At 50.1% G+C, this 14,125-nt stretch carries 12 protein-coding genes; 6 read left to right on the forward strand and 6 right to left on the reverse strand.

Features of this window, described 5'->3' with window-relative positions:
* Positions 1 to 5 precede the first annotated feature (5 nt).
* From DZC79_RS00365 to DZC79_RS00375, 3 genes are all read left to right on the forward strand, one after another.
* Positions 6 to 398: a hypothetical protein gene (locus DZC79_RS00365; protein ID WP_118949565.1), complete on the forward strand. Its 393-nt coding sequence runs from the start codon at positions 6 to 8 to the stop codon at positions 396 to 398.
* On the forward strand, positions 391 to 705 hold the full coding sequence (locus tag DZC79_RS00370) for a hypothetical protein (RefSeq protein ID WP_118949566.1): 315 nt from the start codon (positions 391 to 393) through the stop codon (positions 703 to 705). The genes DZC79_RS00365 and DZC79_RS00370 overlap by 8 nt, the downstream gene beginning before the upstream one ends.
* An 878-nt stretch (positions 706 to 1,583) precedes the next feature.
* On the forward strand, positions 1,584 to 5,102 hold the full coding sequence (locus DZC79_RS00375) for a DUF7948 domain-containing protein (RefSeq protein WP_118949567.1): 3,519 nt from the start codon (positions 1,584 to 1,586) through the stop codon (positions 5,100 to 5,102).
* Positions 5,103 to 5,279: 177 nt separating this feature from the next.
* Here DZC79_RS00375 and DZC79_RS00380 read toward each other — a convergent pair whose 3' ends face one another.
* A complete protein-coding gene (locus DZC79_RS00380) occupies positions 5,280 to 5,975 on the reverse strand; it encodes a Dph6-related ATP pyrophosphatase (RefSeq protein ID WP_118949568.1) in 696 nt (231 codons plus the stop codon).
* A 56-nt stretch (positions 5,976 to 6,031) separates the two neighbouring features.
* Positions 6,032 to 7,831, reverse strand: coding sequence for a BamA/TamA family outer membrane protein (locus DZC79_RS00385; RefSeq protein ID WP_118949569.1), 1,800 nt, complete (start codon positions 7,829 to 7,831; stop codon positions 6,032 to 6,034).
* A gap of 217 nt (positions 7,832 to 8,048) precedes the next feature.
* Here DZC79_RS00385 and DZC79_RS00390 point away from each other — a divergent pair, with 217 nt between their 5' ends.
* On the forward strand, positions 8,049 to 8,753 hold the full coding sequence (locus DZC79_RS00390; protein WP_118949570.1) for an SDR family oxidoreductase: 705 nt from the start codon (positions 8,049 to 8,051) through the stop codon (positions 8,751 to 8,753).
* Positions 8,754 to 8,917: 164 nt separating this feature from the next.
* Here the strand turns inward: DZC79_RS00390 and DZC79_RS00395 are convergent, their stop codons facing one another.
* Genes DZC79_RS00395 through DZC79_RS00410 form a run of 4 tightly spaced genes read right to left on the reverse strand, consistent with a single transcriptional unit; the run spans position 8,918 to position 12,622 of the window.
* On the reverse strand, positions 8,918 to 9,517 hold the full coding sequence (locus tag DZC79_RS00395) for an HAD domain-containing protein (RefSeq protein WP_157976827.1): 600 nt from the start codon (positions 9,515 to 9,517) through the stop codon (positions 8,918 to 8,920).
* Positions 9,445 to 10,302 carry a 4-hydroxy-tetrahydrodipicolinate synthase gene (gene dapA / locus DZC79_RS00400; protein WP_118949572.1) on the reverse strand — a complete coding sequence of 286 codons (858 nt, stop codon included), beginning with the start codon at positions 10,300 to 10,302 and terminating at the stop codon, positions 9,445 to 9,447. The genes DZC79_RS00395 and dapA overlap by 73 nt, the downstream gene beginning before the upstream one ends.
* A gap of 30 nt (positions 10,303 to 10,332) precedes the next feature.
* On the reverse strand, positions 10,333 to 11,286 hold the full coding sequence (locus DZC79_RS00405; RefSeq protein WP_118949573.1) for an acetyl-CoA carboxylase carboxyltransferase subunit alpha: 954 nt from the start codon (positions 11,284 to 11,286) through the stop codon (positions 10,333 to 10,335).
* Positions 11,287 to 11,338: 52 nt separating this feature from the next.
* Complete coding sequence (locus DZC79_RS00410) at positions 11,339 to 12,622, reverse strand: M16 family metallopeptidase (RefSeq protein ID WP_118949574.1); 1,284 nt, start codon at positions 12,620 to 12,622, stop codon at positions 11,339 to 11,341.
* Positions 12,623 to 12,728: 106 nt separating this feature from the next.
* Between DZC79_RS00410 and DZC79_RS00415 the strand changes: the two genes are divergently transcribed.
* Both DZC79_RS00415 and DZC79_RS00420 read left to right on the forward strand, forming a co-directional pair.
* A complete protein-coding gene (locus tag DZC79_RS00415; protein WP_118949991.1) occupies positions 12,729 to 13,496 on the forward strand; it encodes a phosphosulfolactate synthase in 768 nt (255 codons plus the stop codon).
* 50 nt (positions 13,497 to 13,546) lie between these two features.
* The gene (locus DZC79_RS00420; RefSeq protein WP_118949575.1) at positions 13,547 to 14,104 is read left to right on the forward strand and encodes a GNAT family N-acetyltransferase; all 558 of its coding nucleotides are present in this window, start codon (positions 13,547 to 13,549) and stop codon (positions 14,102 to 14,104) included.
* Positions 14,105 to 14,125: the final 21 nt, after the last annotated feature.

Genomic DNA, 14,125 nt, shown 5'->3' on the forward strand with positions numbered 1-14,125 from the left:
ATACCATGAGAAAAGTTCTATATTTGTTAAAACGTCTGAAAGTGGATATTCAGCAATACTTACAAAATATAACTAAGTCAGGTCATAAGAGTACTGTTCTTATGCCTCTAACTTCGCTTATAGCTGTACTTATTGGTGGCGGCTCATTAATGTTTGCAGTTGGGAAGGTGCCTATATGGATACCAATCACGATGTTATGTCTAGCATTTGCTGTTATTCTACTGTTTTTAGGCTGTTATCTTTTTTGTTTAATTAAAAATCCTGACCTAATAAGAAGTGAGAAATTTGTTACTGACAAATTATTAATTGAGAGAGGAATTTATGGAGATGATACAAGAGGAGTAAATGAACAGACACCAATTCAAATCTCAGAAAGTAACTCAACAGTAGATGTCTAAAAGGTTTATCCTGTCCACAAGTATAGAAAATAAAGATGTTACCCTTAAATTGATTGATTTCTTCAAATCAAATAATTATGGGTGGGCACATCATTTTGATAACACTTGGCTTTTAACTACTATTTCAAACAAGGACAATCCGGATTCATTGAGGTTGAAATTAAGAGATATATTAGCTGGATATGAGTTTATAATTGTGGAAATAGCTGATTTCACATGGGTTGCTAGAGCAAGAACAAATGGAGATTTCAACAATTGGCTAAAAGATAAATTTAAGTCTTCAGAAGAAAAGAAGATAAAGTATTAATAAGCTATTCAATTGAGTAGCTTATTTTTTTACATTAAATATCATATTAAAATAAATTATTGTGTATCATTTCGGATTAGTGCCGTTTTTATCTTTTAAATCGATCGAAAGTTAACTATGATCTGTAATTCAAAAGAGCCTTATTGAATACAACATGTATCACATTGTCCGGATCGCTGAAAAGCGATAGAAGATCATCGATAGCCAAGAAGGCAACTGTGTAAATCGGAGGAATACTTCCGGATTTTTTGATTAAAATTTCTCTTTTTAATATTTAAAATACTTTTATATTGTATTATTTACAATATAATGAACCACAACTCAGTATTGGATCTATAAAAGGCAGCGCGGTTGGTTTATGGGAAAATTATCTTGCTGCTGACCCCTTGGTTCCAAATAATTAACGTTTTGGGTCTGGACAAATTGATATTCTGGTCCGGTTGTTTCCCCTGCTTATCCTTCAAATCCTTTGCCCTAATGCTGGCAAAAGAAGATATTCCGGCTACGCCTGCAATAGTGTAGCTCATTTGGGATATCCTGCAAATTCCAGATTTATCCCAGCAACCATTTACCAAATACTTCCTGGTGCATAAACACACACATTTTATGCGTATATTTTTTATAGTGACTATCTATGCATTGACAACAGTTTCTTTGACCCCTGTAAAGGCTATAAAAACGGCTCCTGCTGGGATGTTCAATAGCCTCAAGGCTCTGCAAGCTAAAATAAATATGAACCAATTTTCCTATACCTGTATACTCAGATTTTAAAAATACCAAATATCCTTCCCAACCTTGGAAATAATAAAAACAGTCTCATATGAAAAAATGCAGGTTTTGTAATCAGGCGACTTTTTTAACACTAAAATTTTGGGATAATGAGGAATATTAAATATTGGCAGACGATAGGGAAGAAATCAGGAATTGTAGCGGGCTGCATTTGTATTTCAATCAACTTATTTGCGCAGGATAAACTGAAGGCAATAGATAGCCACAAGGATGAAGGGTTAAAATTCATAGAGAACAAGGGCCAGTGGGACCATCAGATCCGGTATAAGGCGGCACTGAACAGTGGCACCGTATTCCTTACCGATGCCGGCTTTGTCTACGATTATTATGATCAGTCCCGGTTTGAGAAAATAGCGGGCCTGCGGCATGAAGGAAAATCAATCAATGATCAGGCGCTTGCCCATCATGCCTACAAAGTGAATTTCCTGCATGCAAATGCCGGCTTTGAAAGTACGCCTTCACGGAAACTTCCTTATTACCACAATTATTTCATCGGTGCGGATCCTTCGAAATGGGCGGGAAAAGTGGGCGTATATGGACAGGTGTACAGAAGTAATGTTTACGATGGCATAGATCTGTCTGTATACGGAAAGGGGCCAGATCTGAAATATGATTTCAGGGTGAAGCCGGGGGCGGATCCTTCAGTCATACAGCTTGCTTACGAAGGTGTAAAGCCGGTCTTGACAAGAGAAGGGCATTTGCTGATCAAAACAAGTGTAAATGAAATACGGGAGCTGGCGCCTTTCACTTTTCAGTGGGTAAACGGTAAGCAGAAGCCGGTAGCCTCGAAGTATGCTGTCGATGGAAACATTGTAAGTTTCCGGATCCTGGATAATTATGACAAGTCCCTGCCGTTGATCATAGATCCGGTACTGGAGTACAGCACCTATTCAGGTACAACCGGGGGCTTCTTTTCCTGTATGAGCACCACCTATGATGCTGCAGGAAGCTTGTTTGTCATTACCGATGCTGTTAATGCTACCGGTTGGCCCACTACGGCGGGCGCTTATATGGCCGCCGTACCCGCGGGAACAATGGGTGTCTTCAATGCCATTAATAAATACAGTCCCGATGGGAGCACATTGGTTTATTCCACCTATATCGGAGGAGACGGTGTTGCGATGAGCACCAATTCGTCCGTAACCACAGCCCAAAACGAGCTGATCATCGCGGCCAGCGTCAGTGCAACAGGCTACCCGGTCACAGCCGGGGCATACGATCCTACGTTCAACGGGGGAGATGATATCGCCATTACCAAGTTCAGCGCAGACGGATCCGTACTTTTAAGCAGCACTTATATCGGTGGTAGCGGTATGGAAGCCGGGCAAACGATGGGCTTAGGCAGTTATGTCGGCACATTCGGGCCCGCGATCGGTGACCATGTTATGAATTCAATAGATGTGCAGATCGATAATTCGGGCAAAGTATGGGTAGCAAGCACTGCCGAGTCGGCAGACTTTCCGGTGACGGCCAACGCATTTCAGTCAACAAACCAGGGTGGCGCTGCGGACGGTGTTATCTTCTGCATGAACGCCACATTAAGTAGTCTGCTGTACAGCTCGTATTATGGAGGAACCGGATTGGATATGCTGAGGGGAATTACGGTAATGCAGAATGGAAATATCGCATTCTGCGGGCTTACGTCCAGCCCAACCTTGCCTACTACGCCCGGCGCCGTACATCCAACGTTTAACGGAGGCGCTTCAGACGGCTACGCCGGTATCCTTAACCCCGCTACAGGCACGCTAATTGCTTCAACCTATTTAGGTACCAGTGACGAGGACTATACCTGCAAAATACAGAGCAACAGGAACAACGATATCTACTTATTGGGTGGAACAGCGGGTAATTACCCTGTGTCGGCAGGTACTTACAGCATTCCAAACGGAAAGCTTTTCATTCATAAGCTCAACAGTACCCTGACCACTTCGCTGGCATCTGTCCGGACGGGCTTCAGCAATGAAACCTGTTTGCCTACTGCCTTCCTGGTTGATTTCTGCGGAACGGTATACCTAAGCTGCATTGGCGCCTATGGGTCCTTCAGCCTTCCTTCTGGTATGCCGGTTACGTCCAATGCCCTGGTGTCTGCGCCGAGAAACTACTGGTGCGCTGCCCTGAGCGGCGATCTTGACAACCTGATGTATGCTACCTATTTTGGCTCAACCAATACAGGAGGAAATATTGATCACCAGCACCAGGGCACGGCGCACTTCGATCCCCAGGGCATCCTCTATCAATCCATTTGCGCCGAAGTGGATAACAATCCCGGTACCCCGGGAAGCTGGTCCGCTCAGAAGCAAAATGGTAACGGCAGCAGCGATGCCTTCAGCTTTAAGATCGATTTCCAGCTTGCCGGTGTGCGCGCAGATTTTTCCATTGACCCGGCAACCAATGGTGGAAAGGATACCGGCTGCGCGCCATTGGAGCTGAGCTTCGTCAATAATTCGACCGTTGCTGCAGACTACGTATGGGATTTTGGCGATGGAAGCCCTACAACCAGTGTTGTTTCCCCCACGCATACCTTTCCCGCCGGAGATTACTATGTGAAGCTGGTCGCCACGTCAAACGATCCCGCCAGCCAGGGATGTAAAGGTGGCGATACGGCGATACTGCACATCGTGGCGTTACCGGGCAATAAGCCGCTGATCACGCTCAACGATACCTTCCTTTGCACTAACCAGCCCATCAGCATTACCGCCAGGGTAAGCAATGCTACCACGCAAAGCACTTACCGCTGGGCGCCGCCGGCGGCTATTATCTCTTCCGGTATCAATGCTCCCACGGCAGTAGTGGACCCCGCCGTCAGCACAGACATCTGGTTGTTCGCGGCCAACGGTCCGGGTCAATGCGACTCTTCTTCCGAATCGATGCATATCACGCTTTCGGATGCTGCTAATCTGACGATTTCACCCAACGACACGCTGATCTGTCCCGGCGATACGATTTTGCTGAAAGCTGCCGGTTCCAGCAACTATACCTGGGATTCGGATTATAATATTGCGGCCAATGACAATACAGCATTGGTCTGGCCCGCCAAAAACAGCATCTATTCCGTCTCCGTAACTGACGCTAACAATTGTCATAACACTGCATATGCTACTGTAGCCCTGCTGGAAAATTTTGATGTGGATGCAGGCAGGGATATTGCAGTAAAGTATGGCGAGCCGGTACAACTGGATGGACATGCGCCCGGCCATTTCTACTGGCATCCCGATGTCTACCCCTCTACTACATTAAGGCCGGAAGTGAAACCTTTGAAAACAACGACGTATTATCTTACAGGCCGCACAGCAATGGGTTGTATGGTTACCGACAGCGTTACGGTACATGTTGCTTTTGTAAACATGCCGAATGCCTTTTCTCCTAACGGCGATGGGCTGAACGACGTCTTCAGGCTGTATCCCAATATCAAGCACGTAAAATTGCTCAACTTCAGTGTCTACAACCGTTGGGGCAACAAGGTTTTCTATACTGAAGATATCGAGAAAGGCTGGGATGGCACTTATAACAATAAGCCTGCCGACGCCGGTGTGTACTATTATTATGTGTCTTATACCATCGGGTATGGTAATTACAATTTTAAGGGCGATGTATCGCTGATACGATAAATGTTGTCAGCAAAAAAGCTGTCCTGAAAGGTCTCAGGCCCGTCACATTGAAATACAGACAGGCTTGAGACCTTATTTTGTTGCATTTCGACTTCGCTGCCGATAAGATCTTTACCGGATTCCGACTATGTTCGCCATATCATCAGATCATCTGCTGATAGCGACGGCTGTAAGCTTTTAATCCCCGGGCAGGACATCCAGGAAATAGAAGCCCTGCTTGCTGTGCTCGTCCAGGGGATATTCCCGGAAGACAGTTTCCCCCGTCTTTACCGGTATGAGACCTCCGGAAAAATAAGGCGCATCGATCACCAGCGTATGGTATTCTCCGTTTTCCCCACAGGGATCAACGCCAGGCGGCAGATCAGCCAGCAGGCTGCGATCGATATAGCGGCCCAGGAAGCTCTGGTCGAGGTAGCGATCGTTTACACAAACAATCATCGCCCGGATGCCCGCATCCTCTACCGATTTCACCAGGGCTGCCGTATCCCTTTTCCACAGCGGGAATACCGCCTTCATGCCCGCTGCAGCCAGCTGCTTTTCCCGGTACACACGCAGGTCTTCAAGAAAGATATCGCCGAAAGCCAGCGTATCTATACCCGCATCTCTGATAGCCGCTACGGCTGTACCCATGATCCGGTTATAAGTATCCATATCTGCGTTTTCGGGTAGGTAGATCTTTTGCAGCGGCAGCTGCAGGTGCATCGCCTGCCGTTCAAGCACTTCCTCTCTTACCCCATGCATGCTGATCCTGCCATAGGCTTCGGACAGGCTGGTCAGCAGCAATTGTACCCTGTATGTATTGCTTTGCTGCAGCTCATATAAAGCCAGTGCGGCATCCTTACCGCTGCTCCAGTTGAGCACAATATTCTGCATTGGTCATCATGTTTAATCTGGACGGGAAATGCTGCGAAGATAAGTCCCGCCTTGAATTAGTAGATATCGCCCGTTACATCGCCATTCAGCTCTGCAATATCGGGTTTGCTCACATAGCTGCTGTTGTAGCGGAATTGCAGGTTGACCGCCACACTGATCTTGAAACGGTTGTCGCCCGTGCCTTTCCTGGGAATAATGATCCCGCGCAACTCGAAGGTGCCGAAGACAAGGTTCTCGTTTCGCGCGCGGATGCCGCCGCCCAGCCCGTAAAAAATGCCCGATTCGTCCGTAGCGCTCTGGTTACGGCCCAGGTACACCAGGTCGCCAGAAGCGAAGGGCGCGAGCCGGAAGCCGAAGTATTTTTCCTCGAGGAAGACAAAGGTTTCGCAGCGCAGCGCCAGCCGGCAATTGCCCGAGGCCAGGTCGGAATTAAAATTGCGTACGCCCAGGGTATTGTTGATGCGGAGCGGGTTGAGCGCTACCCGGTTGATGATGGCCGAGTAGCTGCCCCTGAAGTACTGCCGTACTCTTTTGTTTCCAGCGTACAGCACCCGGGTAAAAAAGCTGCCGCCGAACATCAGGCTTGCATCTTCGATATTGCCTTGGTTAACGAACAGGCCGCTGCGCACGAACAGGCCGGCGATATCCCTTTTGCGGGTTACGATGTAACGGTAAGCATCAAGGCCCAGGTAAGGCCGCGACAGGTCAAGCTGCTTGTACCAGCCCGCCGTGATCGACACATTGAAACCTGCCGGGATATCTTCCGTAACGCCGAAACCATAGATGTAACGGGTCTTGTAATAGTATTGCCGGAACAGCGTGAGGCTGGCCAGCACACCCTGCCGCGAATTGAACCGCTGATCAAATACCTTATCGTTGACCTGGTAAGGTGTTTCGAAGAAATGGTAATTGAAATAGCGGAGACCTATGAACTTCTTCACATGCAGCTTCTGATCGTTCAGGTATTTCCGGGCGCCCAGGTTGTAGCCGGCCCACACATCGCCCACACCATATTCATAGCGGTAATAATCGCCGCCGTAGTAATTGGGATACAGGTTCATCGACCGGCCTTTGCCGACGATGAGGCCGCCAGCCAGCCGCTTGTATTGCGATACCAGCGGCCGGTCCAGCTGCAGCAGGAAATTTTCTTCATCTTCCCGCCGGTCGTAGATATTGCGGGTGATCTTGCTGAAGTTGAAGCCCGCATTGATAAAGGACCCCCCGATATTATTGTAGCTATATCCCGCATCGATACCGCTGGCCGGCTTACGCCGCGTATCGTGCAGGTAAGTGAAGGAGACCTTTTGTCCCGTACCCAGCAGGTTGATATTGCTGAGGCCCACCCGTTGCCGCAAGGGACTGAGGCCGCCAATGGAAGGGCTGTAGGCAAAGAGATCTTTGGTGATGACGATAATATCGACCGAGTCGGTGGTGCTGCTGCTGTCAATAATAATACGGCTGTCCTGTATAAAACCGATCGTACGCAAGTACCTTTCATTATCAGCAGCCAGGTAGGGATTGAAACGCGTGCCGGTTTGCAGGTACAGGTTGCGGCGTATGGTCTGGTCTCTCGACGTAGCGTGAACGGCGTTCAGCACCCTGGTGCCGAAATAGATGAAATTGCCGGCCGAGTCGGAGATGCTCTTTTCAAAACCCAGCTGGTCGGTGCGGATGCTGCGGATGATCTTTCCTTCATAGGGCAGCAGGGCATCTGTATTCAATATGGTCACGCTTTCTCTTCTACCTGTTGTGTCCTTTCCGAAGCTGGTGCGGATACCATAAATAATGTTCCCGACGAACGACCGTTTTTTCTGGCCGGGGTCTCCCGTTTGTGCCAGGGAATTATGAACGCTCATACATACTAAAAGCAACAACAATATATGTCGGAAACCAATGCGCATCAAAAGGCAATATAAGCAAAGCGGATCAAATGAAAGGAAAAGTTATTTTTTGAAAATGGCGCTGTTTTTAACCAGTGACCAATACATTTACTTAAAAGTCAAGACAACAAACAATATCCTTAAAAGTTACTTTTGCAGGCATAAAAAATAAGCCCTTCAAAAATATAAACGTATGCCAACAGCAGTTATTACCGGCGCCACCAAGGGTATCGGGAGAGCCATAGCAGAAAAGCTATTGAGCGAAGGCTTCGACGTGGCGGTATGCGCCCGCTCCACCAATAACCTGCGCGACCTTCACGACGAGTGGGAACGGCAATACCCCGAAAGGAAAGTTTTTATGCAGAATGTCGACGTGCGCGATAAAGCGCAGGTTAAGGACTTTGCCCGCAATATCCTGAACAATTTCCGCCAGGTCGACATCCTGGTCAACAATGCAGGCCTGTACTTCCCTGGCGCCCTGGCCACCGAGCCCGATGACCAGCTCGAAGGCCTGATGGCCACCAATGTATACAGCGCTTACCATCTTACCCGCGCCCTGCTTCCATCCATGAAGCAGTACCACGCCGGGCACATCTTTAACCTCTGCTCCGTAGCCGCCTTGCGGGCCTATCCCAATGGCGGCGCTTACAGCATTACCAAATACGCTTTGCTCGGCTTCAGCGAAAACCTGCGCTACGAGCTGCGTGACGAAGGTATTAAGGTAACCGCCATTAGTCCCGGCGCCGTATGGAGTAACAGCTGGAGCGGCAGCGGCGTTGCTCCCGACCGGATCATGAAGGCCGAAGATATAGCCGACATCCTTTGGAGCGCTTATTGCCTTTCGGCACAGGCTACCGTAGAGCATATCGTGTTGCGTCCGCAGCTGGGCGATCTATAAAACAAATACAGGAAAGAGGCTCTCCTAAAAGGTCTCAAGCCTGTCACATTGAGCGAAGTCGAAATGTAACAGGCTTGAGACGTCATTTTGTTGTATTTCGATTACCCTTAAAATGGCAAAAATTACCAATTTTAGATAGCCTCTTTTTTTTCGCCACAACGATATTAAGCAAGGTCCAGTAATCTCATCGCTTTTCCGAACGCTTCATCGTCAAAACCTTTCAGGGGAAGGGTTTGCACCCAACGCGATTTTAGTGCCGGGTGCAGCGCCTGCAGGCTGCTGTCGTCATCAATGAGCATGAAATTGGCGCCGGGATTTTTGTTTGCCCAGGTTTCGATTTCCATTTTCCGGGAAGGAATTCCCGGAAAAGCTCCGGTTTCGATCAAGACGATTGAAGGGAGATAAATCTCCCGGTTAGCAAACAGCAGGCGCCATTCCTCAGCGGTGTAATGATGCCTGTGACTGGAAACCAATACCGGCTGCATTGCTGCAAGCGATAGCAGGCGGACAAGATTTGCTGCGGCCTTTTTTTGAAAAGCCATAAACCCATCCTCCAGCAATTCCGGCCTTTGCCAGGAAGGAACGATTACCAGTACGCCGTCGATGTCCAATAAGAGATATGGTTTCATGTTCTTAAAAACAAAAAGCATCCCGGTTGTCCGGGATGCTTTTCTGTATGAAAAATTTAAGGTCAGGCCTTCCTGAATTGTTGTTGTAAGCTTTCGCTGGCGGGCACCAGGGGCAAACGCAGCACGTTTTCGCAAAGACCCTGCAGGTGCAGGGCAAACTTTACGCCCGTAGGGTTACCTTCGGCAAACAGCAGGTTGATACGGTCCAGCAGCTCGTAATGCAGGCGTCGTGCTTCTGTCATTTCATTGCGGAGCGCATGTTTGACCATAGCGCAGAAAGGAGCGGCATAGCTGTTGGCAGCCACCGAGATCACGCCCTTCATGCCGATGGCCGCCTGGGCCAGGATCAGGTTGTCGTCGCCGCTGAGCACGGTAAAGTGCTCCGGCGCACGGGCTACCAGGTCCATGCATTGTGCCATATTGCCGCTGGCCTCCTTGATGGCGACAATGTTCTTAAAGTCTTTTGCCAGGCGCAGCACCGTATCGGGGTGGATATTGCTCACTGTTCTGCCGGGTACATTGTACAGGATGATAGGCTTGTCCGTAGCCAGGGCCAGCGTTTTGAAATGCTGGTACAGGCCTTCCTGCGAAGGCTTGTTGTAATAAGGCGCCACGCTGAGGATGCCGGCGATCCGTTCCATCGGGTATTCGGCAAGCGTGTCCAGCAAGCCCTGTGTATTGTAATCGCCGATGCCTACCACTACGGGCAGCTTGCCGGCATTATGATCCAGAATGAAATGCAGCACTTCCTTTTTCTCCTCTTTGGTCAGGGTCGGCGTTTCGGCCGTGGTGCCTAAAGCAACGAGAAAGTCTACGCCACCTTCAGTTACCGCGTCGATGATCCTGCCCAACGCAGGGTAGTCTACAGCATTGTCTATTGTGAATGGCGTTACAAGGGCGACGCCGGTACCTTCAAACATTGTTCAGCGGTTGTATCGTGGTTATCTGTTTTATACTTCTTCGTAGAAGCCCATTTTGGAAAACTTCTCAATCCTTTGCTCGATGCGCTTGTCGGGATTGATCTTTTTCAGCTCGGTCAGCGTCTTCAGCACATACTCCTTCAGGCTTGCAGCCATTGCCTCAGGCTGGCTGTGCGCGCCGCCCACCGGTTCGGGCAATACGCCGTCTACCAATCCGAAGCCGGACATATCCCTGGAGGTCAGGTGCAATTGCTCGGCGGCCTGTACCTTGAAGTCCCAGCTGCGCCAGAGAATGGTAGAGCAGTTTTCGGGAGAGATCACGGTGTACCAGGTATTTTCCAGCATCACCACACGGTCGCCGATGCCGATACCCAGGGCGCCGCCGCTGGCGCCTTCGCCGATGATGATGCAGATAACCGGTACGCGCAGGTTCACCATTTCAAACAGGTTGCGGGCAATAGCCTCACCCTGTCCTCGCTCTTCGGCTTCCAGTCCGGGGTAGGCCCCCGGCGTGTCGATTAACGTAACGATAGGACGGTCAAATTTTTCGGCCAGCTTCATCAGGCGCAGGGCCTTACGATATCCTTCGGGGTTGGCCATACCGAAATTGCGCAGCTGGCGCATTTTCGTATTGGTCCCTTTCTGATGCCCGATGATCATTACCGGCTCGCCGTCGATCTCGGCAAAGCCCCCTACGATAGCTTTGTCGTCGGCCACATTGCGGTCGCCGAACAGCTCGGTAAACTTATTGCAGACGCGGCTGATATAATAATTGGTATAAGGCCGCTCGGGATGGCGGCTCAGCTGCACCCTTTGCCAGGGTGTCAGGTTTTCGTAGATATGCTTGCGGGTCTGCTCCAGCGAGGCTTCCAGCTCTTTTACAGAAGCCGACATGTCCACATGGTTCTTCTCTGCGATGGCTTTGATCTTCTCCAGCTGGTTGTTGAGATCCTCCAAGGGTTTTTCAAAATCTAAAAACTGCATATTGCGTTATTAAAATGAGGCGGTAAAGGTAACCTTTTCACGGCAAATGGATTTAAACGACTACCAGCTCATAGTAACCGGACCGGTTCAGGTACTGCTGCGCCAGGTCCCGGAGGTGGTCGGGGCCGATGGTCTTGTAAATTTCGATATTGCGGTCGAAATGATCGGCCGGCAGGTCGTTGAGAATAATGTTCTTCCAGCGCTGCATCAGGGAGAAGGGGCCGTCGAGATCGCCGAGGATATTGCCCAGCAGGTAATTTTTTACCAGCAGCAGCTCTTCTTCATCTACGCGTTCCTGGCACAGCAGGTCCATTTCTTTATACACTTCAGTCACTGTCTGCTCGCAAACATCCCTTCCCGCTTCTGTAGCGATCAGCAAAGCGCCGGCCCTTTTATAATTATAGATCTGCGAATAAATGCCATAAGTAAAGCCCTTCTCTTCCCGGATATTGGCCATAAGCCGCGAGCCGAAATAGCCGCCGAACAAGGTATTGAGCACCAGCATGGGTGAAAAATCGGGATGCTGACGCGTGGGGAAGCCCCTGGCAACGCGTACTGCACCCTGTACCCCGTTTTCGTCGTTAATAATACGGTAGTGTTTTTCGGTTGCCGGGCTTGTTGCATGGTCCTTTGCCGGCAACGCCCCGGTATCGCCCCATTGCTCTTTGCCGAACTCGGCTGCAACCATAGCCACATGACTTTTGTCAATTTTTCCAGCCATGAAGATGCGGCAGTTGCCCGATTGATAATGCTTGCGGTGGAAATCCAGCAGTGTAGCGGTATCCAGGGCCTGCAGATCGGCTACCTCGGTAAAGCGGCCGTAGGGATGGTTTTTTCCAAAGAGATAAGCATCGATATTGCGGTTGGCCACAAAATCGCATTGCCGCAGACTGATGCCCAGCCGCTGTTGTGCATTGCGCACATAGGTTTCCACCTCGCCCGCTGCGAAGGACGCTTCGGTAAGCACCTCCCGGATCACGGGCAGCAGGGCCGGCAGGTGCCGCGTAAGCGTATGTAGGGTAACTATAGTATAATCGTTATTGGCCGTCACCTTCAGCGAAGCGCCGTAAAATTCGATCGCTTCGTTGATCTCGAGCGCACTGCGCCGGGTCGTTCCGTTCTTCAACAAGGCTGCTGTTGCCTGCGCTACCGCCGTTTGCGGCTCCTGCCACAGCCCCGCTTCAAATACCCATTCCACCTGCACCACCTCCTGTGTACCGGCATTGAGCCAGTAAAGCGGGATCTGGTTGGGGAAGCTTTCCTGGTGAAGGGGCTGCAGCTGGTAATGGAAATGAACAGCATCCAGCACCGGCGGACTTTGTTTTCTGTCTGTCATGAGGCGAAATTAAGCTAACGGACGTAATAAAATGATTATCCCTTATTTTTGCTCTCACATGTTTTCAATAAACCCAGCGCCGGTTATTAAACAAGCAAGAAACTTTATGAATTTTACCCTGCAACAGATCCCGGAACGAACAGCAGCACCACGTTCCTTCGGGCTCACTATGGTTATGGATAAAGGCATGGGTATTGCCGATGTCAACAATTTTCTCTCCGTTGCCGATCCTTACACCGATATGGTCAAGCTGGGATTCGGCACTGCTTATGTCACCAACAACCTGAAGGAAAAGCTGGAAATATACGGTAGGCACAACATACCGGTATATTTCGGCGGCACCCTGTTCGAGGCTTTCCTCGTGCGCAGACAGCTGGACGATTACATCGCTTCCATGAAAGACTTCGGCGTAAAGCTGGTAGAGGTCTCCGACGGGTCGGTATCTATTCCCCATGAAGAAAAATGCGGGTATATCGAGCGCCTCGTTAAAGAAGGGTTCACCGTATTGTCAGAAGTCGGTTCCAAAGACGCTTCTCATGTGATGCCGCCTTATAAGTGGATCGAGCAGATGTCGGCCGAGCTCAATGCCGGCTCCTCTTATGTGATCGCCGAGGCCCGCGAAGCCGGCAATATCGGCATCTATCGCGGTACGGGCGAAGTGCGCGAAGGCCTGGTGCAGGAGATTCTGACCAAGATCCCCGCCGAGAAGATCATCTGGGAAGCGCCGCAAAAGGCGCAGCAGCTGTACTTTCTCGAGCTGCTGGGTTGCAATGTGAACCTGGGCAACATCGCGCCCAACGAGATCATTCCGCTGGAAGCCATGCGTATCGGCCTCAGGGGCGATACCTTCGATCTCTACCTGGATAAGAAATAAACCAAGAGAGCTGCTCATTACACGCAGCTCCTTTTTTATATTCTGAAGCTATGGAAATCAACAGAGCCGTCTTCAGCCATTTTCCTGTGCTGGAAACGAGGAGGCTGCTGCTGCGCGGTATTGGGTCCGCAGACGCCCGAGAGATATGGGCCATGCGCGCCAGCGGCCGGGTGAACCAGTTCATTGCACGCAGCGCCATGGAAACCCTCGATCAGGCCGAAGCCCTCATTGCCCGTACCATGGCAGCGTTTGAGCAGCAGCAGGGTATCGGCTGGGCCGGTGTGCTGAAAGCAAACGGGGCGATGATCGGTACCTGTGGTTTCAACAGCATCGATTATCCCAACCTGCGGGCGGAGATCGGCGGCGAGCTGGCCGTGGCGCAATGGGGCACGCACATGGCCCTGGAAGCGGTAACCGCCATTCTTCAATTCGGCTGGGAAGCGATGGGACTGCACAGCATCGAAGCCAAAGTGGCGCCCGCCAACCGCGGCGCTATCGCCTTGCTCGAACACCTGGGCTTCAGCAAGGAGGCACATTTCAAAGACCGCATCCGGTTCAACGACACTTTTTCCGATATGGCCGTTTATACGCTCATTCGTAGGCCATAAGCAGCAGGATCACGCTTGCAC

The sequence above is a fragment of the Taibaiella helva genome (genome assembly GCF_003545695.1).
In the GTDB taxonomy this organism is placed as follows: Bacteria; Bacteroidota; Bacteroidia; order Chitinophagales; family Chitinophagaceae; genus Taibaiella; species Taibaiella helva.

Coding starts and splice junctions, on each gene's coding strand:
- DZC79_RS00365 (WP_118949565.1), top strand. CDS start 6: ATGAGAAAAGTTCTATATTTGTTAAAACGTCTGAAAGTGGATATTCAG.
- DZC79_RS00370 (WP_118949566.1), top strand. CDS start 391: ATGTCTAAAAGGTTTATCCTGTCCACAAGTATAGAAAATAAAGATGTT.
- DZC79_RS00375 (WP_118949567.1), top strand. CDS start 1,584: ATGAGGAATATTAAATATTGGCAGACGATAGGGAAGAAATCAGGAATT.
- DZC79_RS00380 (WP_118949568.1), bottom strand. CDS start 5,975: ATGCAGAATATTGTGCTCAACTGGAGCAGCGGTAAGGATGCCGCACTG.
- DZC79_RS00385 (WP_118949569.1), bottom strand. CDS start 7,831: ATGAGCGTTCATAATTCCCTGGCACAAACGGGAGACCCCGGCCAGAAA.
- DZC79_RS00390 (WP_118949570.1), top strand. CDS start 8,049: ATGCCAACAGCAGTTATTACCGGCGCCACCAAGGGTATCGGGAGAGCC.
- dapA (WP_118949572.1), bottom strand. CDS start 10,302: ATGTTTGAAGGTACCGGCGTCGCCCTTGTAACGCCATTCACAATAGAC.
- DZC79_RS00405 (WP_118949573.1), bottom strand. CDS start 11,286: ATGCAGTTTTTAGATTTTGAAAAACCCTTGGAGGATCTCAACAACCAG.
- DZC79_RS00410 (WP_118949574.1), bottom strand. CDS start 12,622: ATGACAGACAGAAAACAAAGTCCGCCGGTGCTGGATGCTGTTCATTTC.
- DZC79_RS00415 (WP_118949991.1), top strand. CDS start 12,729: ATGAATTTTACCCTGCAACAGATCCCGGAACGAACAGCAGCACCACGT.
- DZC79_RS00420 (WP_118949575.1), top strand. CDS start 13,547: ATGGAAATCAACAGAGCCGTCTTCAGCCATTTTCCTGTGCTGGAAACG.